Annotated in this window: 15 protein-coding genes; 2 read left to right on the top strand and 13 right to left on the bottom strand. The window is 40.9% G+C overall.

Annotated features, from left to right (window positions below; genetic code table 11):
- Positions 1–5: 5 nt before the first annotated feature.
- The 8 genes from sucC to sdhC form a co-directional block, all read right to left on the bottom strand.
- The gene (sucC, locus tag FTT99_RS12820; protein WP_078192988.1) at positions 6–1,172 is read right to left on the bottom strand and encodes an ADP-forming succinate--CoA ligase subunit beta; all 1,167 of its coding nucleotides are present in this window, start codon (positions 1,170–1,172) and stop codon (positions 6–8) included.
- Between the two features lie 180 nt (positions 1,173–1,352).
- Positions 1,353–2,783 carry a dihydrolipoyl dehydrogenase gene (gene lpdA / locus FTT99_RS12815; RefSeq protein WP_078192989.1) on the bottom strand — a complete coding sequence of 477 codons (1,431 nt, stop codon included), beginning with the start codon at positions 2,781–2,783 and terminating at the stop codon, positions 1,353–1,355.
- Between the two features lie 60 nt (positions 2,784–2,843).
- Complete coding sequence (odhB, locus tag FTT99_RS12810; protein ID WP_111884404.1) at positions 2,844–4,061, bottom strand: 2-oxoglutarate dehydrogenase complex dihydrolipoyllysine-residue succinyltransferase; 1,218 nt, start codon at positions 4,059–4,061, stop codon at positions 2,844–2,846.
- 16 nt (positions 4,062–4,077) lie between these two features.
- On the bottom strand, positions 4,078–6,900 hold the full coding sequence (locus FTT99_RS12805) for a 2-oxoglutarate dehydrogenase E1 component (protein ID WP_180131616.1): 2,823 nt from the start codon (positions 6,898–6,900) through the stop codon (positions 4,078–4,080).
- Between the two features lie 794 nt (positions 6,901–7,694).
- The gene (locus FTT99_RS12800) at positions 7,695–8,402 is read right to left on the bottom strand and encodes a succinate dehydrogenase iron-sulfur subunit (protein WP_078189905.1); all 708 of its coding nucleotides are present in this window, start codon (positions 8,400–8,402) and stop codon (positions 7,695–7,697) included.
- Between the two features lie 14 nt (positions 8,403–8,416).
- Entirely contained in the window at positions 8,417–10,315 is a 1,899-nt protein-coding gene (gene sdhA, locus FTT99_RS12795) for a succinate dehydrogenase flavoprotein subunit (protein ID WP_078192991.1), read from the bottom strand.
- 12 nt (positions 10,316–10,327) lie between these two features.
- Positions 10,328–10,693 (bottom strand): succinate dehydrogenase, hydrophobic membrane anchor protein, encoded by a 366-nt coding sequence (sdhD, locus tag FTT99_RS12790; RefSeq protein ID WP_078192992.1) that lies wholly within the window; start codon positions 10,691–10,693, stop codon positions 10,328–10,330.
- Positions 10,693–11,091 (bottom strand): succinate dehydrogenase, cytochrome b556 subunit, encoded by a 399-nt coding sequence (sdhC, locus tag FTT99_RS12785; RefSeq protein WP_078192993.1) that lies wholly within the window; start codon positions 11,089–11,091, stop codon positions 10,693–10,695. Before sdhC ends, sdhD begins: the two co-directional genes overlap by 1 nt.
- 1,027 nt (positions 11,092–12,118) lie before the next feature.
- Between sdhC and gltA the strand changes: the two genes are divergently transcribed.
- Positions 12,119–13,396 (top strand): citrate synthase, encoded by a 1,278-nt coding sequence (gene gltA / locus FTT99_RS12780; protein ID WP_078189909.1) that lies wholly within the window; start codon positions 12,119–12,121, stop codon positions 13,394–13,396.
- Positions 13,397–13,730: 334 nt separating this feature from the next.
- On the opposite strand, the gene FTT99_RS12775 is transcribed toward gltA, so the two are convergent.
- From FTT99_RS12775 to FTT99_RS12755, 5 genes are all read right to left on the bottom strand, one after another.
- On the bottom strand, positions 13,731–15,371 hold the full coding sequence (locus tag FTT99_RS12775; RefSeq protein WP_180161569.1) for an NAD(P)/FAD-dependent oxidoreductase: 1,641 nt from the start codon (positions 15,369–15,371) through the stop codon (positions 13,731–13,733).
- The gene (locus tag FTT99_RS12770; RefSeq protein ID WP_180161567.1) at positions 15,368–16,234 is read right to left on the bottom strand and encodes an SDR family NAD(P)-dependent oxidoreductase; all 867 of its coding nucleotides are present in this window, start codon (positions 16,232–16,234) and stop codon (positions 15,368–15,370) included. The genes FTT99_RS12775 and FTT99_RS12770 overlap by 4 nt, the downstream gene beginning before the upstream one ends.
- Before the next feature lie 12 nt (positions 16,235–16,246).
- Entirely contained in the window at positions 16,247–17,203 is a 957-nt protein-coding gene (locus tag FTT99_RS12765) for a metal-dependent hydrolase (protein WP_180161565.1), read from the bottom strand.
- Between the two features lie 237 nt (positions 17,204–17,440).
- Entirely contained in the window at positions 17,441–18,880 is a 1,440-nt protein-coding gene (locus FTT99_RS12760) for a VWA domain-containing protein (RefSeq protein ID WP_180077240.1), read from the bottom strand.
- Positions 18,868–20,370, bottom strand: a complete 1,503-nt coding sequence (locus FTT99_RS12755; protein ID WP_180131604.1) for an AAA family ATPase — start codon at positions 20,368–20,370, stop codon at positions 18,868–18,870. Before FTT99_RS12755 ends, FTT99_RS12760 begins: the two co-directional genes overlap by 13 nt.
- Before the next feature lie 165 nt (positions 20,371–20,535).
- Here FTT99_RS12755 and FTT99_RS12750 point away from each other — a divergent pair, with 165 nt between their 5' ends.
- Positions 20,536–21,048, top strand: coding sequence for a hypothetical protein (locus FTT99_RS12750; protein WP_218954528.1), 513 nt, complete (start codon positions 20,536–20,538; stop codon positions 21,046–21,048).
- The last annotated feature ends 349 nt before the right edge of the window (positions 21,049–21,397 follow it).

Raw genomic sequence — 21,397 nt, 5'->3', positions numbered from 1 at the left:
CTCCCTTAGCCTTTTACTGCAGCAACAATTTTTTCTGCAGCATCAGCCAAGCCATTTGCAGAAATCAATTTCAAACCTGATTCATCAAGTAATTTTGCACCCAACTCTGCATTGTTCCCTTCTAGACGAACAACCACAGGTACAGTCACATTTACTTCTTGAACCGCTGCAATAATTGCTTCAGCAATCATGTCACAACGTACAATTCCGCCAAAAATATTAATTAATACACCCTGCACAGAACTATCCGCCAAAATGATTTTAAAGGCTTCAATTACGCGTTCTTTGGTCGCGCCGCCTCCGACATCTAGGAAGTTTGCAGGTTGACCACCATAGAGTTTAATGATGTCCATGGTTGCCATCGCTAGGCCAGCACCATTGACCATACAGCCAATATTGCCTTCTAAGGCAACATAGTTCAGATCAAATTCTGATGCTTTCAGCTCACGCTCATTTTCTTGCGTTTTATCGCGTAGTGCTGCGATTTCTGGTAAGCGATATAAAGCATTTGAGTCGATACCAATTTTTGCATCCACACATAAAATCTCGCCATTTTCACGTACGGATAACGGGTTAATTTCAAATAAAGCAAAATCATTTTCAATGAATGCTTGATAAGCCGCAGACATGATTTTGACAAATTGATTCACTTGACCATCTTTTAGGTTTAAAGCAAACGCCACTTCACGTGCTTGGAATGGTAACAATCCAACTAGAGGATCTACTTCAACTTTAATAATTTTTTCAGGCGTTTCTTCTGCAACTTTCTCAATTTCAACCCCACCTTCAGTCGATGCCATAAAGGTCACACGACGGCTAGAACGGTCAACTACAGCACCTAGGTACAATTCACGCTCTACAGGATAAACATCTTCGGATACCAAAATACCGCTGACGGGTTGACCTAATGCATCTGTTTGATAAGTGACTAAGCGTGAGCCGACCATTTGGTTCACATAATCAGTGGCTTCTTGTGCAGATTTTACGACTTTAACGCCGCCTGCTTTACCACGACCACCTGCATGCACTTGGGCTTTGAGTACCGCAAACTTACCACCCAGTTGCTCAAAAGCTTTGACTGCTTCTTCTGCGGTAGTTACAAATACGCCTTCTTGGACTGGCATACCATATTTTTTTAATAACGCTTTAGCTTGATATTCGTGTAGATTCATTGAACAACCTTTTACTCTTTCTTCGCTTTGTTATGACCCATTAAAGCCCAGACATCCGTCAAAGCAGCTTTAACCTTTTTAAATCTTAAAATATTTCTTATCTTTATTTTTAGATGATTATTCAAATTAAAACAACCATCTGAAACAAAAAAGAGCGGCCTAAGCCGCTCTTTTTACATCTTATTTACGTTTACGCTGAATCGCGTGAATTGCACGTCCATCGACTGCAAGTGCAGCTTCGTGAACGACTTCAGAGAATGTCGGGTGACCGAAAGTCATTAACTGTAGGTCTTCAACACTTGATACGAACTCAAGTGCGATCATACCTTGGTGTACGATGTCAGACGCTGCAGGTCCAATCACGTGCATACCGAGTAGACGATCTGTCTTCGCATCAGCAACAAACTTAACAAAGCCTGCGTTTTCACCAGCAGCCATTGCACGACCATTTGCAGCGAAACCAAATTGACCTGTTTTAACTTCGTGGCCTTTTTCTTTTGCTTGCTCTTCTGTTAAACCAACCCACGCCGCTTCTGGGTGTGTGTAAATTACAGAGATGATAGTGTCATAGTTCACTTGAGCTGCATGACCGTGGATACGCTCAACAGCCATTACGCCTTCTTCCATTGCTTTATGTGCAAGCATTGGACCACGTACCAAGTCACCAATTGCGTATACACCTTCAACTGAAGTTGCACACCAATCGTTTACTTCAACTAGACCGCGCTCAGTGAGTTTAATGCCTGAATCTTCAGCCAATAAACCTTCTGCATATGCTTTACGGCCCACACAAACGATCAATTTATCGAAAGTTTGAGTTTTGTCTTCGCCACCTTGAGTGTACTTAACAGTAACTTCACGGCCATTCACTTCTGTACCAGCAACTTTCGCGCCAACACGGATATCAAGACCTTGTTTAGTCAATACTTTTTGGTAATCTTTCGCCAAAGCTTTATCAGCCATTGGTAAGAATGCATCCATTGCTTCAAATACAACAACTTCCGCACCAAGACGACGCCAAACAGAACCCAACTCTAGACCAATAACACCCGCGCCAATAACACCAAGACGTTTAGGCACTTCTGGGAACTCAAGCGCACCAGTAGAGTCAACAATAATGTCTTGATCTACAGGAGCAACAGGAATATTTACTGGCACAGAACCCGATGCAAGGATTACATATTTAGGTTCTAAAATTTGAGTTTCACCTTCATGAGATACAAACTCAACTTTCTTACCTGCAAGTAATTTACCTGTACCTTTTAACCATTCGATACCATTGCCTTTAAGTAGACCATCAATACCCATCGTCAATTGGTTAACAATTTTGTCTTTACGATCAAGCAGTTTTGCAAGATCAAATTTCACTTCACCAGTTGTAATACCGTGGTCATCTAAGTGATGAACGGTATCTTCATAGCGGTGAGATGAATCAAGTAATGCTTTAGATGGGATACAACCCACGTTTAAGCAAGTACCACCTAAAGATGGTTTACCTTTATGAATACGTTTTTCAATACAAGCTACTTTAAAGCCTAATTGAGCAGCGCGGATAGCAGCTTCATAACCACCAGGACCGCCACCAATAACAACTAAATCAAATTGAGACATGTGTATCTCCAAAAATGGGCTTAGAGGATCGCTCTAAGCCCATTGCATTATTCTGAAGTATTAAAGATCAAGGATTAGCTTAGCTGGTTCTTCTAACAATTCTTTGATTGTTACAAGGAAGCCTACTGCTTCTTTACCATCGATTAGACGGTGGTCATAAGAAAGCGCTAAGTACATCATTGGCAAGATTTCAACTTGACCATTTACAGCCATAGGACGTTCTTGGATTTTATGCATACCCAAAATCGCAGTTTGTGGCGTATTTAAGATAGGTGTAGAAAGCAAAGAACCGAAAGTACCACCATTAGTAATAGTGAATGTACCGCCAGTCATATCTTCAATACCCAATTTACCATCACGCGCTTTACCAGCGTATGCACGGATACCATTTTCAACTTCAGCATAGTTCATGCGGTCAGTATCACGAAGAACTGGAACTACTAGACCACGGTCGCTTGATACAGCAACACCGATGTCGTAGAAACCGTGGTAAACGATGTCATTGCCATCAATCGAAGCGTTTACAGCTGGGTAGCGTTTAAGTGCTTCAGTTGCCGCTTTAACGAAGAATGACATGAAGCCAAGACGTGCACCATGACGCTTTTCAAAAGCATCTTTGTATTGCGCACGCATTTCCATGATTGGTTTCATGTTTACTTCGTTGAACGTAGTCAACATTGCAGTTTCTTGAGTTGCAGCAAGTAGACGTTCAGCAACACGCTTACGAAGACGAGTCATAGGAACACGTTTTTCGATACGTTCACCAACAGCAACGCTTAATGGCGCAGCAGCAGGAGCAGCTGGTTTAGCTTGATGGTTTGCAACATCTTCTTTAGTGATGCGACCGCCACGGCCAGTGCCAGCAACGTCAGCAGCAGCAATGCCAGACTCAGTCAATGCTTTACGCACTGCAGGAGCTTGATCAGCAACAGGTTGAGCACGTTCAACAACAGGAGCAGCGCCCGCTTGAGTTTGCGCAGCAGCTTGTTCTACTTTCTCTTCTGATTGAACAGCTTGAGTTTGAGCAGCGCCAGAAGCAGCACCTTCTTCAAAAGTCGCAATCACTTCAGCAGAAAGAACTGTATCGCCTTCGTTTTTAACGATTGCAGAAATCGTACCGTCAGCAGGAGCTACAACTTCTAAAACAACTTTATCTGTTTCAATATCACAAATCACTTCGTCACGTGATACTGCTTCACCTGGTTGTTTGTGCCAAGTTGCAACTGTACCGTCAGCAACTGACTCTGGGAATACCGGTGCTTTAATTTCGGTTGCCATTATTAAGAATCTCCTGTTATTCAGCTACGATAGCTAAAGCATCATTTACGAGCTGAGCTTGTTGTTTTGCGTGCAAATATGGTGAACCACAAGCCGGTGCAGCAGAAGCTTCACGACCTGCATAACTAATACGAACTTGTTTGCCTGCTTTCATCACGTCGTCATACAGACGCGGAGCGATGAATAACCATGCACCTTGGTTCTTCGGTTCTTCTTGAGCCCAAACCAATTCTTTAATGTTTGGATATTGTGCCAGAACTTCAGCAAGACGTGCTTCTGGGTACGGATACAATTGTTCAATACGAACGATTGCTGTGTTGTTCAATTCTTTTTCACGACGTTTTTCAAGTAAGTCGTAGTAAACCTTACCACCACAAAGCACTAGACGAGTTACGTCTGACTTGTTGATATTGTCGATTTCATCAATCACAGTTTGGAATGAACCATTTGCAAGTTCTTCTAAAGTAGACGTTGCAAGTTTGTGACGAAGAAGAGACTTCGGTGAAGTCACGATCATTGGTTTACGGATTGGACGAAGTGCTTGACGACGCATCGCATGGTAAATCTGCGCTGGTGTAGTCGGTGTGATCACTTGCATGTTTTCTTCAGCACATAGCTGTAAGAAACGCTCTAAACGAGCTGATGAATGCTCAGGACCTTGACCTTCAAAGCCGTGTGGAAGAAGCATAGTCAGACCGCATACACGTTCCCACTTAGTTTCGCCAGACGCGATGAACTGATCGATTACAACCTGTGCACAGTTTGCGAAGTCACCAAATTGCGCTTCCCAAATGACAAGGCTCTTCGGAAGAGTCGTTGCATAACCGTATTCGAATGCAAGAACCGCCATTTCTGACAATAATGAGTCATAAATAGCTGTACGTGGTTGGTTTTCTTTCAAGTTACATAATGGAATGTAAGTTGAACCATCTACTTGGTTATGAAGTTTTGCATGACGGTGTGAGAATGTACCACGACCAACGTCTTCACCTGTTAAACGAACAAGGAAACCTTCATCTAGAAGAGACGCGTAAGCTAATGTTTCAGCAGCACCCCAGTTCAATGGCATTTCACCAGTCTGCATTTTGAGACGGTCATCAATCACTTTAGCAACCTGACGTTGCATCACGAAGCCTTCTGGAAGCTCGCGCATTTTCGCACCAAGCTCTTTTAGACGTTCGATTGGGAAAGTGGTATCCCATTTGTCTGTGTATTCGTGGCCTAGGTAAGGTTTCCAGTCCACAAACATTTTTGTATTTGGCTCAAGTACCAACGCATTTGCAACGTGTTTACCTGCTTCAAGGTCAGAACGATACTGTTCAACCATTGCATCAGCAGAAGCACGATCAAGAACACCTTCTTGTACAAGCTTGTCAGCATAAAGCGTACGTGTAGTCGCTTTTTTATTGATGATTTGATACATCATTGGCTGAGTTGCAGCTGGCTCGTCGGCTTCGTTATGACCACGACGACGGTAGCAGAACATATCGATTACAACGTCTTTACGGAATGTATGACGGAAATCGTGTGCCAATTGAGAAACAAATAATACAGATTCAGGATCATCACCGTTCACATGGAAGATCGGTGCTTGGATCATTTTCGCGATGTCAGTACAGTATTCTGTAGAACGCGCATCACGTGGGTCAGACGTTGTGAAACCAACTTGGTTGTTTACAACGATATGAACTGTACCACCCACGGTATAACCGCGAGTTTGTGACATTTGGAAGGTTTCTTGGTTTACACCTTGACCTGCAAATGCAGCATCACCGTGAACGATGATTGGTAATACATCATCACCACCGATATCTTTACGACGTACTTGACGTGCGCGTACAGAACCTTCTACTACAGGTCCAACGATTTCTAAGTGTGATGGGTTAAACGCTAATGCCAAATGAACTTCGCCACCCGGAGTCATTACGTTTGAAGAGAAACCTTGGTGGTATTTAACGTCACCAGAGCCTTTTTTATGCAGAGATTTACCTTCAAACTCACCAAATAGATCAGCTGGGTTTTTACCCATGATGTTTACAAGAAGGTTTAAACGGCCACGGTGAGGCATACCGATAACCACTTCTTTACAGCCTACTGAACCTGCGCGTTGAATAAGTTCATTCACCATAGGAATGAAAGATTCACCACCTTCAACACCGAAACGTTTCGCACCAACGAATTTGTTACCAAGGTATTTTTCTAGGCCTTCAGCTGCAGTTAGACGTTCAAGGATGTGTTTTTTCTGGTCTGCAGTGTAGCCAAATTGACCACGAGTACCTTCAAGGCGTTGTTGAATCCAACGTTTTTCTTTTGTATCAACAATGTGCATGTATTCAACACCAATCGAAGCAGTATAAGTTGCTTCCATTGCTTGAACCATTTCACCAAGTGTTGCTTCAGACTTACCGATTGCAAGGTTACCTGTATTAAATACAGTATCTAAGTCAGACTGCGTTAGACCGTGCGCAGCAAGATCTAGATCAGGCACGATTTCACGTTTTGCAAGACCAAGTGGATCTAATTTTGCGTTTTGATGACCACGGTTACGGTATGCAGCGATCAACTGTAATACACCGATTTGACGGCGTTCATGCTCAGAACTTACTGCACTTTGCACTACAGGCTGAACACGGCTTGAATTACGGCCTAATAATAGGAATTGCTCACGTACATTGCTATGTGGTTGATCACCTTTCGGGAATTTATCGAAGTATTCACGCCAATCAGCCTCTACTGAGTCTGGAGCCGTTAGATACTGCTCATAAAGTTCTTCAATATACGCTGCACTGTCAGCGCTAAGTTCAGTGTCAAGACGCAGTGCGTCAGCAACTTCTTGCATTTGTGGACCCATTTCCTATTGCAAAACATTTCAGGATGCTTTTTAAGCGAACCCATGATTAGTAATGTCAAATTGGTAATATGACATTAGTCCCCATTAGGCTTAAGCCTTGAGGCGTTATCACTACATTAGGATTACCCAATGTGATTAATGAACAATAACGCCCTCAGCGGCATCATTACTCATTGAGAAATACCCGATATAAATCGGGCAATTTTTGCAAATCATCTTAGAAAAAATAATTTTTTCGCAATTATCTTTTCTAAAACGACTTTATTAACATTTATATACCTTCTACAGCGCTTAAATTGTAGAAAAAATGTACCCAATTCAAAGTCATTTTTTACATATAGTGATACTCTAAATGCTAACACGTTCGAGCATTTTCAATTGATTTTTTTGACACATACCTCTCATAAATTAGCGAAATACACTGTTCGTATTTTCATCTATGATATGGTGCTACATATAAAATGATCTTTCAATTAAGACAAAAGTCTACGTACGATTTTTACCTCATCTCATATACAAAAACAAAAGAGAGCTGACATTCCTATCCTCTCTCTTTTTACTACGTTACATAATAACATCTTCTAATCCTTTTGACAGACTTGAACGAGCGTTTCATCAATAAATAACCATTTATCTATCACTTTATACTTTTAATTCACTACGTTTCTATGAAATCCATTTATAGCACTCTGCAATGACAGCGAATAACTTTCACCATCATCACTTTTATATATGACAAAAAAGCGCACCTAATGGTGCGCTTCTTTTTACTGCTAAATCTATTAACCAAGATCTAAAAGCATATTACGGATGTGACCGATTGCTTTAGTTGGGTTAAGGCCCTTAGGACATACAGATACACAGTTCATGATACCTTTACAACGGAACAATGAGAATGGGTCGTCAAGACGAGCCAAACGCTCTTGAGTTGCTGTATCACGAGAGTCAATGATGAAGCGATATGCGTTCAACAATGCTGAAGGACCCAAGAACTTGTCTGGGTTCCACCAGAATGATGGACATGAAGTTGAACAACATGCACAAAGAATACATTCGTACAAACCATCTAAATGTTCACGCTCTTCAGGAGACTGCAAACGCTCTTTAGGAGGCGCAGGCTGATTGTTGATTAGGAACGGATGGATTTTATTGTACTGATCGTAGAACTGATTCATATCTACAACCAAATCTTTAATTACTGGAAGACCTGGAAGTGGACGAATTGTGATCACTTCTGGTAAGTCGTTTAGGTTCCAAAGACACGCCAAACCATTTTTACCATTAATGTTTACACCATCAGAACCACAAATACCTTCACGACATGAACGACGGAATGTTAATGATTCGTCTTGAACTTTTAATGCTAGAAGTGCATCAAGCAACATACGATGCTTATCAGTCAACTCTAGTTTAAAAGTTTGCATGTACGGAGCTGCATCCTTATCAGGATCGTAGCGGTAGATATTAAATGTACGAGTACCTCTACTCATCTTACTTCTCCCAATTAGAATGTACGTGGTTTAGGCGGAATAGCATCTACAGATAAAGGCTTGTAACGTACTGGTTTGTACTCAAGACGGTTATCTACAGAGAACCATAAAGTGTGTTTCATCCACTCATCATCACGACGACCGTATGGGTAGTCAGCATGATCAGGCGGTAATTCAAAATCTACCACTGTATGCGCACCACGACATTCTTTACGTGCAGCCGCAGAAATCAGTGTCGCTTTCGCAACTTCATACAGGTTTTCAACTTCTAGAGCTTCAACACGCGCTGTATTAAATACTTTAGATTTGTCTTTCAAGTGAATGTTACGTACACGTGGTTCGAGCGCAAGAATCTGTTTCACACCCTCTTCAAGAAGTGCAGATGTACGGAATACACCAGCGTGATCTTGAACGATGTCACGGATTGCATCTGCAACTTCTTGAGCATTTTCACCAGAAGTTGATTCATCAAGATGACGAACACGATTCAAAGTTTTTTCAAGAACAGTTGTAGGAAGCGGTGCATATTCATCACCGTGGTGTTTAGTTACATAGTCAACAATATGTTCACCAGCAGCTTTACCAAATACAACCAAGTCAAGCAATGAGTTTGTACCTAGACGGTTAGCACCGTGTACAGATACACATGAACATTCACCAATTGCATAGAAACCTTTCACTGGTTTAGTAAAATCACGGTCACCCGCATTGTGTGAGTACACACCAGTTTCTTTATTGTAGTTCGCAACCAAAGCTTCAGTTTCACGAGATACAGGAACAACCACTTGACCATGAATATTTGTAGGAATACCACCCATTTGGTAATGGATTGTAGGTACTACAGGAATTGGCTCTTTAGTGATGTCAACGTTCGCGAATTTCTTACCAATCTCAAATACAGATGGAAGACGTTTCATGATTGTTTCAGCACCAAGATGCGTCATATCAAGCAAGATGTAGTCTTTCTTAGGACCACAGCCACGACCTTCTTTAATTTCTTGGTCCATTGAACGTGATACGAAGTCACGAGGTGCCAAGTCTTTCAATGTCGGAGCATAACGTTCCATGAACGGCTCACCAGCATCGTTACGAAGGATCGCACCTTCACCACGACAACCTTCTGTCAACAATACGCCTGCGCCCGCAACACCTGTTGGGTGGAATTGCCAGAATTCCATATCTTGTAATGGAATACCTGCACGAGCTGCCATACCAAGACCGTCACCAGTATTAATATAAGCGTTAGTAGATGCACGGTAAACACGACCAGCACCACCAGTAGCGAACAATGTTGCTTTACCTTGGAATACTGCAATTTTACCTGTTTCTTGGTCAATTGCTGTCACACCAAGCACATCACCCTCTTCATTACGGATCAAATCAAGTGCGATCCATTCAACGAAGAATTGAGTACCCATTTTCACGTTGCTTTGATAAAGCGTATGAAGAAGAGCGTGACCTGTACGGTCGGCAGCAGCACATGCACGTGGAACTGGTTTTTCACCATAGTTCGCAGCATGACCACCAAACGGACGTTGGTAAATTGTACCGTCAGCGTTACGGTCAAATGGCATACCTAGGTGTTCAAGCTCATATACAACTTGAGGCGCTTCACGAGTCATAAACTCAATTGCGTCTTGGTCACCTAACCAGTCAGAACCTTTAACTGTATCGTAGAAGTGGTAGTGCCAGTTATCTTCTTGCATGTTACCAAGAGATGCACCAATACCACCCTGCGCTGCAACAGTGTGTGAACGAGTTGGGAATACTTTAGTCAGTACAGCAACTTTCAAACCAGCTTGAGCAAGTTGGTAAGAAGCACGCATACCTGAACCACCACCACCAACGATGACTGCATCGAAAGTTAGGTGTGGAATATTTGTGTAATCTTCTTTAGGGGTTATAGCGCCCATGATATTTTCCTATCAATTTGCCCAAAAAATCTGGATCGCCCAGATCGCGTATGCAAATACTGCAACAATCACTGCAGAAGTCAGCACTAAACGCAGACCGTTTGCTGAAGGACCCATTTGACGAGTAGTCACATAGTCAGTGAATACTTGCCACATACCAATCCAAGCATGCGCAACAAGAGATAAGACAGACAATAAAGACATAATCTTCATTGGTGTTGTCATCATAAAGCCATACCATTGCTCAAAAGTGAATCCGCTATTGCAAAGGATCCAGCCCAGTACAACAATAGTATAAACAGCCAATACAACGGCACTTACACGCTGGATAAACCAATCGCGAGAACCTGATCCTGTTAAACCTGTAGCACTTTTCATTAGAGAACAATCCATACAAATGCTGCAACAATACCGATTGCAGACAAGATCAATGAAATAGTAGCTGCGATACGACCACTTTGAAGTTCTTCAGCAACGCCAAGATCTGCAAATAGATGCTTGATACCACCGATAAGGTGATAAATTAAGCCGGCTACAAATACCCATACGACAAAACGCACAATAAAGCTATCAAACACAGCTTGAACTTGCGCAAAACCTTCAGGTGAAGATAAGGATTTGTCTAAAATCCAAAGAAGGACCGGTACGAGTAAAAATACGATAACACCTGATAGACGGTGTAAAATTGATGCAATAGCCACAGGGGATTTTAAGTTTACGTCTAAAACTTGACCCATGGACAAATTGACAGGTCTGTTGCTTTTCACAGCGGGCATCCTGTAAGTAAAAACTCCATCCGGAGTTTGTTGGAATTAATTCGTAGGAAAGCTAGCATAGTCAGACATTACAATATAATAAACTCTGCAGCTGTCTGATCTTATAAACGACAGGGAATTATAAAACGTGAACTTTCAAAACACAAACGAAGACAATTAGGAATTTTGCAAAATATCCTTAAATAAGAATCATTAACAATAACTTTTCTAAAAACAAATACCTTATTTATCTAAGAAAATCATACTATGTTGTTGGTTTTAATCAGTTAAATGTAAATCTCACTTATTGTTTTTGTGTGTATATGGCGATTTAAACTTTTAGACTAAAGATGAACAAATCTAAATCTTTCTTTTCCCACTACATTTTAAAATCTTCCAACACATTCGCCAAGCCATAATCATAAAAATAAATGTGCATCATTTTCTCAAATAATAAAACTCAAAGATCATGAAACGAAATAAGTACTTAGTCTGTGCATAAAAATCTTAGCAACAGCAAATCTGTTTAATAAAACGCCATTTTTTACCTTTCCAATGACAAAAATGCTCATTTATTGATCCTTTAAAGGCGTTTAATTAACTATTTTTTAACCAAACGAACTTTTTTTTAAGTACGATTAAGTCGTTTTAATTATGAATAAGAAAAAAGCAATTTAGAGCCACAGATGTATGTAAGTTACGAAAATTATAATAATTTAATGAAATAGCGGTCTTGTAATTCATATTTGTTTCAGAGTTTTTAAGAATTAAAAATTGCTTACAATTAAGGCAATAGGCTTTTTTTAATCTGCACCTCCCCTGCAAATTGACTTATTATACTGCGTCGGCACTGTGATTTTACTCATTTTTTAAGCGTATGAATTGTGCTTCATTTCAAGGAATGATCCTCAATTTATATCCATAAGTATAATTGACAAAATTTCAGTTCCCTCTAATCTTAGAGCAAATTTTTGATCTGTCTGATTCTCGCATTAAAAGATTAGTACTGAGTCAGATAAAACATTCACCAGGACAGGAGATCTATTGAATGTCTGAAGCAACTGGCAAAAAAGCCGTTTTACAGCTTGATGGCAAAGAAATTGACTTACCAATTTACAGTGGCACTCTAGGCCCAGATGTAATTGACGTTAAAGATGTGTTGGCCGCAGGTCACTTTACTTTTGATCCTGGTTTTGTCTCAACGGCTGCTTGTGAATCTAAAATCACTTTCATTGACGGCGGTAAAGGTGTTCTTCTACACCGTGGCTACCCAATCGACCAGCTTGCTACTAAAGCAGACTACTTAGAAACTTGCTACCTTCTTTTGAACGGCGAGCTTCCTACTGCTGAACAAAAACAAGAATTCGATGCTAAAGTTCGTAACCACACTATGGTTCACGATCAAGTTGGCCGTTTCTTCAATGGTTTCCGTCGTGACGCTCACCCTATGGCGATCATGTGTGGTGTTGTTGGTGCGCTTTCTGCGTTCTATCACAACGGTTTCGATGTTGAAAACATTGACCACCGCGAAATCACTGCTATTCGCTTAATCGCTAAAGTTCCTACTTTAGCTGCTTGGACTTACAAATACACAGTAGGCCAACCATTCGTTTACCCACGTAACGACTTAAGCTACGCAGAAAACTTCTTGTACATGATGTTTGCTACTCCTGCAGACCGTGATTACAAAGTTGACCCTATTCTTGCTAAAGCAATGGACCGTATCTTCACGCTTCATGCTGACCACGAACAAAACGCGTCTACTTCTACAGTACGTCTTGCTGGTTCTACTGGCGCTAACCCATACGCTTGTATCGCTGCGGGTATCGCGGCTCTATGGGGACCTGCTCACGGCGGCGCGAACGAAGCTGTTCTTAAGATGCTTGACGAAATCGGCACTGTAGAAAACGTTGCTCCGTTCATGGAAAAAGTGAAAACTAAAGAAGTTAAACTTATGGGCTTCGGTCACCGAGTTTACAAAAACTTCGATCCACGTGCGAAAGTAATGAAAGAAACTTGTGACGAAGTGTTAACTGCACTTGGTATCAACGATCCACAACTTGCTTTGGCTATGGAACTTGAACGTATTGCGCTTTCTGACGAATACTTCATCAAACGTAACCTATACCCTAACGTAGACTTCTACTCAGGTATCATCCTTAAAGCGATTGGTATCCCAACAGAAATGTTTACCGTAATCTTCGCTCTTGCACGTACTGTTGGTTGGATCAGCCACTGGTTAGAAATGCATAGCGCACCTTACAAAATCGGTCGTCCTCGTCAGCTTTACACTGGCGAAACTCAACGCGATATCCAAGGTCGTTAATTCGAAAGAATTGTGCGAATCTAAAAACCGTCCCTTTGGGGCGGTTTTTTTATGCAGCTAGAATTATTTTGCGCTATTGAACAGCCCCATCTGACTGAATTTTCCAACTCAATCATTAGATAAAACGATGCATCACAAGCTATAAAGTATGGTGTATATTGCTGAATGTATTTTAAATCGCCATTTTCTAGAAAATCTCACACTGTTTCATCAGATAGCGTCATAAAAAAAGCCTAATTCCACGTAGAAATTAGGCTGTAAACAAAAGGTTTAAATATTGATGATGCTTTATTTTGGCTTATTGAGTTAAATAACTTTTATTAAGCAACCTTCTCTAAGCAACCGTCTCATAGTCTGCCAAGTCTACCTGTTTAAGACGCTGCTTTAACTGTTTCAGTGACCACGGCCAAGCTGCAAAATTGCGCCCATTGGCATCTAAGTAATAACTCTTACAACCGCCACTATTAAAGACTGTAGTCTGTAAATGCGTCTGTACTTTTGCATTGTGATAGGCCAATACATTTGGCTTAATTTCAAGCCGTTGTATCTTCTCTTGTTTCATTTTTACCAAGGCATCGACGATATACCCAACCTGTGCTTCTGCAATCCCAATGAATGAGTCATAAACCAAAATATTTGGCCCGAGCACCAAGAAGGCATTAGGTACTTGCGCGATACTGGTACCCAAAAATGCTTCAGGAGAGCTGTTTTTCCAAAGTTCTGACAATAATTCCCCTTTGGCATTTTTTACACGTTGTCCAATCGGCGGATGAGAAACTTCAAAACCTGTGCCCCAAATAATGACATCGACTTCATGACGTTCACCATTCGCAGCAATAACAGTATTACCTTCTATTTCAACTAAACCATATGGTACAAGTTCGACATTGGCTTGCTGCAAAGCAGGATAATAGTTATTGGCAAATAAAAGACGCTTACAACCAATAGAAAAGTTTGGTGTTACTTTTTCACGTAATTCAGCATCTTGAATTTGTGTTTTCAACAACTGACGACCCAAATAATTCACAGGCTCTAAAAGCGAAGGATTACGCAGTCCTAAATTAATACCATTTAATATACTAGCCACACTTTTGCGCCAAGTTTCTTGAACAGTCGGAAAACGGGTAATGATGCCTTTCGCACGGTCATTCAGTGGTAAATCTGCTTTTGGTAATACCCATGGTGCGGTCCGTTGAAACACCACCACATTTTTGGCAATAGGTTGAATCTGAGGAATGAACTGAATCGCAGATGCCCCCGTACCAATTACTGCAATACGTTTATCTGTTAAGTCATAGGCATGGTTCCATCGCGCAGAATGGAACATTTCACCTTCAAAGCTTTCAATACCTTTAATTTTTGGAATTTGCGGTTCAGTAATCGGCCCAGTGGAAAATATTACCGTTCTCGCCGCATACTTACCTTTGCTCGTCTCCAATTGCCATTGCTTTAATTCCTCATTCCATTCCGCTGCAATCAATTCACAGTTGAACTGAATGTTACGATAAAGCCCATGCTGCTCTGCCACATCCTCTAAGTAGTTCAGAATCTCAGGTTGCTTGGCAAATAAATGACTCCATTTATGACTCGGCGCAAATGAAAAAGAATACAACGCCGAAGGAACATCACATCCACAACCTGGATAGGTGTTGTCGCGCCATGTTCCTCCCACGCGATTGGCTTTTTCTAAAACCACATAATCGGTATAACCCCGTTCATTCATTTGATGAGCAGCAGCTAAACCTGATATCCCCGCACCAATCACAATGGTATCGTAGACACGCACTTGATTTTCTACGCTTGGTTTTTCTAGGCTAGGCTCTGACTCTGATTGGTCTTGTACTGCTTTTTTTGCTTTGGCAGAAGACGTTACAGGACGACGTGCATTAGTTTGCGTTGTTGCCTTTTTAGTTTGAGTTTTCTCTTGATCTAATGCTTTTACATCTTCGTCATGTAATTGTGTCGGCATGTTCATGCTTTTGCTCCCGACTTTTTAATATAGTTGTTAAATAAGGGATAACCCACCCCCAATAAGCGGGTATAGGTTTGCGGGGATAGACGCTTTAACCACCAAAATAATTTGGCATCAGGTTGCGGAATGGTATACAACTTCCCAGCATCTAAATTATTCAATGTCAAATTGACGACATCGTGGCTCGTCGTAAATGCATGATTCATCAGCAGTTGATCAGCCAAGCCTGAATATCGATTAGGCAAGCGACCATTTTTCATAATGTTGGTCGGCACCAAGGTTGGGCACAGTACATTCACACGGATATTTGCCGATCGGAGCTCTGCCGATAAAGTTTCAGACAATGCCAACACACTCGACTTCGTCACGTTATATGCTGTCATTTCTGGTGCAGCAGTATATGCTGCAGCAGAAGCAACATTAATAATCGCGCCGCCCAGCTTATTTTGTTTCAGCTTGGGTACAAAATAATGGCAGCCATGCACCACCCCCCACAAATTGACATGCATACACCACTGCCAGTCATCTAGACTCAGTTCATCAAATTTACCACCCAGCCCGACGCCTGCATTGTTGATCACCAAGGTCACAGCATGTCCCATCAACTGCTCAGTTTGCTCTGACAATGCTTTTACTTCTTCAGCTTTACCTACATCACACTGCACTGCATAAGCATTTGATGAGGTCATGGATTGAATTTGATCCACCGTTTCTTGTGCTGCCTCTAAATGAATATCGGCACAGACCACTGTTCCGCCACGACGTGCCAACTCCAAAGCGAAGCTTCGCCCAATACCACTGCCTGCACCAGTGACCACCGCATAGGCATTTTCACTTGGCTTGTTCTTTTTTCCAAATAGACCCATGGTTTTGTCCTTTTATCGTTTTAATGCTGGGGTAAATTCTTTGACAAAATAAGGTGTTAACACACCATCAACAGGGTTCAGAAAACGCTTTTTGTAATATTCAAGAAATGCAGAAGTGTCATGATCATTTGGGTGAAAACTTGGTCGTAGATAGTCAAAAATATGCCCGAGGCTACTGCCATAAACACCATCTCTTAGACCAAAAATCAGCTGGAAACTGCGCGGAACATCTTTCCAGTAGCTTAGGCTAATCAAATTTGATGGCTTTCTGTAGAAAGGGACAATCGATGCACCAATTGAAATCAAACCCAAAATGGTAATTAATGCCGGGAAAAAGCCAGCAATACGTAAAGCATAATTACCTGATAATTCTTGATAAACATCATAGGCAATGTCTTTGTGTTCAGACTCTTCCAACATATGCCACATCCAAATGGCGCGCTGCTTTTCATCTATTGAATTAAAAAAGATTTCTTCATGATTCATCATGTATTCCGCAAGCACTGCGGTGAAATGCTCAATTGCTGCCATTAAGGATAACTTCATTGGCTGTGGCATACGTTCAAAACCATAGGCAAAGACGTAGTGTTCTAACTTTCTAAAAAATTGCACAGGCAGATTTCTTGCGCGATACGCTTCATTCATTTCTTCATGCATACGTGAATGAATAGCCTCTTGCCCAATCAACGACGTGACACGTTGTCTTAATACAGGATCTTGAATAAAGTCGCGATGATATCGAGCAGTATCAATCACCAAATCTTCGCCACGGGTTAAGAAAATAGATAAAGATGCAAAATAGGCACTGGCCAATTCTGCATTCATATAAAATTTTGGATCAATTTTTTCTGGTTCGAAATCAAATTTCATATGACGAATAGGTACAACGGCAGACTGTTTTGTTGGGTCAAAGACAGGGCCTGCAAATACGCGTGCTAAAGTTTTTTTTATCGGTTGAAAAGCGCTCATGGTTTTGCTCTCAATTTGGGTGTTTACCGTTCATTGACTTCATGTCGATTAAAGTAAAAACACATAGATTGAGGATCAAATTAAGTGAGATAGATCACTAGGCCATTAGCAAAACCGACCTCTAGATTTGCAAAAATGCTCAAATATTTTCTTTGTCAGACAATCTTTAAAACATCGGTGTTGTATGGCTCAAAAGCTTGTCATTAAAGGTCATGGCGTATTTTGAGTGAGTGATGATTATTGGATTTTTTGCACTTCCCCGGTCGCAGATTGATAGACCCATTGATGATCAAACAGATTGTCATCTAAATGATCCAGTTTAAAATTACCGATAGCCACAGCGTAAAACCCATTGCCCTGCTGCTTAAAATGTGTGATCTCTTGCATGAGTTCTTCAGTAAGTTGACCCATAATAAAGTCTGAAATCACCACCACATCAGCATGTACAAAATTCGGTTGTTTCAGCATGTCCACGGCATGATTCATCGCAGGGATAATATCTGTTCCCCCATGAAATGACTGCCCTAAAAAGTGAATGACATCATCCAAAGCGCTGTTACGCTGTAAATTCAGCGCGGTTAAATTGGTCGAGAAATTTACCAAATACATCGCTCGCTTTTCTTTTAGCGCTCGAATCGATAAATATAGACAAATCGCTTTGGAAATCAGTTCAGGTTGTCCATTCATTGAGCCACTGGTATCTAAGCAGACAATCATCGGGCCTTTTTGTCCGACTCGACGCTGTGTATGGCGTGGGTCTTCGATCACCCGTCCCTGTTGCTGACCTTGTCGATTAAAACTCATCAGGTTAGATTCTAAATATTTCAAATCAAATAAAACCTGCAAGTCTGGATCGGCTAATAGCGCCAACTCGCTAGGTAAAGCCATACTGAGTTCTTGTGCTAATTTAATTCCAGTAATTTCCTCTTGCGCCATCGGGGTGTGAATAAGCTGCTGTGGTTCTTGTTCTAACTGAGCAGAAATCCGCTTACGTGGCATATTCGGCTGTGCGCTTCCAATCATTTGACATAGACGTTTAAGCGCCCGATCTTGCTCGAGATAATTCGCCCATTGCTCAAAGTTCTGTACATCATGCTCAGTTAATTGCCCTTTGGAATAGTCCAGAAAAATCCCAGTTTCAAACCCGACACTGTCATGGTGCTTGACCATTTTCGACAATGTCGCAAGAAAATCTTTGATTTCATCTAAAAAGGCATCTCGTTGTAAACGGAGTTGCTCAAACTCCCAATGCGCAATAGCTTCAGTCAATTTGCGCTGCCATTTACCTTTGAATAGCTCAATGTGTAATTGACGCTGTTGCTCGGTCAGCAACGACTGTTGGCTCTGTTGCCACATTTCAGTGAATTCTGGAATCCCCAAGGTTTGCATGAAGGCAGCATATTCAGTGTGGAATTGAACAAAATCGCCCTGTTCCCAATGCTTTATCGCAAGCCAATGTTCCAATTGCTGCTGCGCCATTGCATAGGGATGCTGCTGATCTAAACTCGACTTTGCCTGAAAGGCCCATTCCTGAATTTTTTGATCGAGCTTTTTTGCAACTTTATGATCTTTCAACCAATGTTTTAAGCTGGATTGTTTTAATTCATCATAAAGCTGCGAACTTAATTCATCGAGCGCCGATTGGGTTTGTTGTCGTGTCGGTTTTAATTGCGACATAACTGTTCCAAGCGCTCACAATCTTGCAACTGCAACTGATATCTCGCCAATTGCTGCTCAATAGATTGAATTAATTGTTGAATATCCTGTTCAGTGACAAAGACCGATTTAAACTGATGTTTTTGACTGTTAAAGCGTTCCGTCAACAGATCCAATTCTGTTTGAAACAGTGCTTTGAGCTGTTGAACTTCGTGTAACAGCTCATATTGGCTTTGTGCTGAAAGAGAGCTACGTGGACTACCTTTGGTATGTTTTATATACGGCGTCACCACTTCTTCTAAGCCGTAATAACCACCTTTTAACGTACACACTCTTGAACCATTAAAATTACATACGATGCCACGCACTTCTTCACCAGTATCATCTAAGGCAAAGAAGTCCTTTTTCGTATCCATTTTATCCAGTTCGAGATACAACACTTTATCTTTATAGTGTCGATCTAGATTGGTCACTGCACGTAAGTAGTCAGTGCCATGAATTAAATAACTCTCATACACATCATCGGTATAATAAAAATGATTGAGCACCCGCTGTTCAAGTGCATCCTTCTCTGCCACATGCTGTTCGAATTGCAAACCGTAATTTAAGCCATTTTCAGCCAATACTTCATCTATCTGCTGTGAAACAAAACCAATGTCTTCAGGCTGATTCCATAAACAATGTTTTAAAATTAATAAATCACTCAAAATCACCGATGAACGATTATTTAAAAATGCACAGGCTTTGACTAAATAAGCCACACGTTGCCAACGACGGTCAGAGACATAGACCACGTGATCTTCAAAGTTATGATTGAGTCGAGTTTTAAGTTGATCAAACAGATTTAAAATCGATTCGGGTAAATCCACCTGATAAATCTGTTCCCACCAATCTTGTAGCTCCGCTTTTTTTATTTTTAAAGTTGCATCGACTTCAACACTGACTTGACTCGGCTTGGCCTGTAACAGTGCATGAAAGTTTTCTGCAACAGCAATCGGCGGCACTTCTAAGCGCAAAATAAAACGATCATACAAGGCATCTAAACCTTGATTGGGTTCAGGAATTTCATTCGATGCACTAACCAAAACATTCAATGGAACTTTTTGGACAATGTCACCATTTTTAAAACTCCGCTCATTCACCAAGGTCAGTAAAGTATTTAAAATTGCAGGGCTGGCTTTCCAAATTTCATCTAAAAAAGCAAAATCTGCCCGTGGTAAATAATGTTCTGTTTTACGAATATATTGATCTTCTTTTAAGGCTTTAATTGATACTGGGCCAAAAATTTCTTCCGGCGTACTGAAACGATTCATCAAATATTCAAAGTAGTCATGGACTTCAAAAGCAGACGCGATTCGACGCGAAATCAAACTTTTTGCTGTGCCGGGCAAACCATATAAAAAGGTATTCATGCCCGCAACACCAGCCAGCAAACTCAATGCAATAATCTGCTCGCGTTCATACATATTTTTGCTGATTTCAGAAATTAAAGTATTGATTCTTGCTTGCATCTGATTATCTGTTTGACCGAAAACTAAATTGTAACGCCCTAACCGATTTTTCTCTGTAGCAGATGCAAAAATATCGCTTTTTAAATACAGTGCAACAGCGTGATACTGTATTTTCAGGTTATAGTAAAACTACACATCCCTTTGGAACTCTAGAAACTTTTCATCATGTTGCCCTTCTTTCCTACACTCATCCGACTGTTAAAACTTGAAGGTTTTAAATATCGATCCCTCACGGCAGGTGAAATATCCATGTGTCGCAGTGTGTTTGGGGATTTGATTCAATATGAGCAAGTGAAAGTGATGAATCACCCTTTTTTGCCTTGGCAATCGGCGCATGTGGTCATGGCGCCTCAGGGGTATATCCATGCACGAAATTTACTGTTTAAAGCGGACTATGCCAAAGCGTCTTTAGGATATCGTGCCCTGTTTATTCATGAGATGGCCCATGTTTATCAATACCAGCAGCAAATCAATGTTTTGGGTCGAGGCGCTGTGTTACAGATGGCGTATTTCTTCAGTTTTAAAAAATATAATCCTTACCGCTATACCCTCAAACCACACAAGGCATTTTTTGACTACAACATTGAGCAACAAGGTGACATTGCTCGTGACATCTATTTAAAGCGAATTAAAAATATTATTTTATATCCGGAACTTGTTCATCAAATTGAGCTATAAAGCTTCCATGCTCTGTAGCGAATATTTATAGATAAAATTGAATATCGCCAGATCATTCTATTTCACGCTATTGCTCGACCATTGACGCTATTTTAAGTACAAAAAAACAGCATTAATATTTACTTTATGGCACATAAGCTCAGCTAGGCTTTTAAAAGCTATGAATACCTCTAGTATCTCGCTTAAATTCAGATAAAATAGGTTTACCTTATTTTTTTGCTTTGCATCAAAACAAGTGAATTATCATACGATGATGGTGTTTTGTTTTCGCCTTTCGGCAGTATTTTTCGTATCTAAATACACTCGCTGAATAATCACAATAATACAAATCAGTGTGTTAAGTGTATTC

The sequence above is a fragment of the Acinetobacter sp. YH12040 genome, assembly GCF_013420005.1.
In the GTDB taxonomy this organism is placed as follows: domain Bacteria; phylum Pseudomonadota; class Gammaproteobacteria; order Pseudomonadales; family Moraxellaceae; genus Acinetobacter; species Acinetobacter amyesii.
The sequence above is the reverse complement of the archived record's forward strand: the minus strand, read 5'-3'. Positions and strand labels throughout refer to the sequence as shown.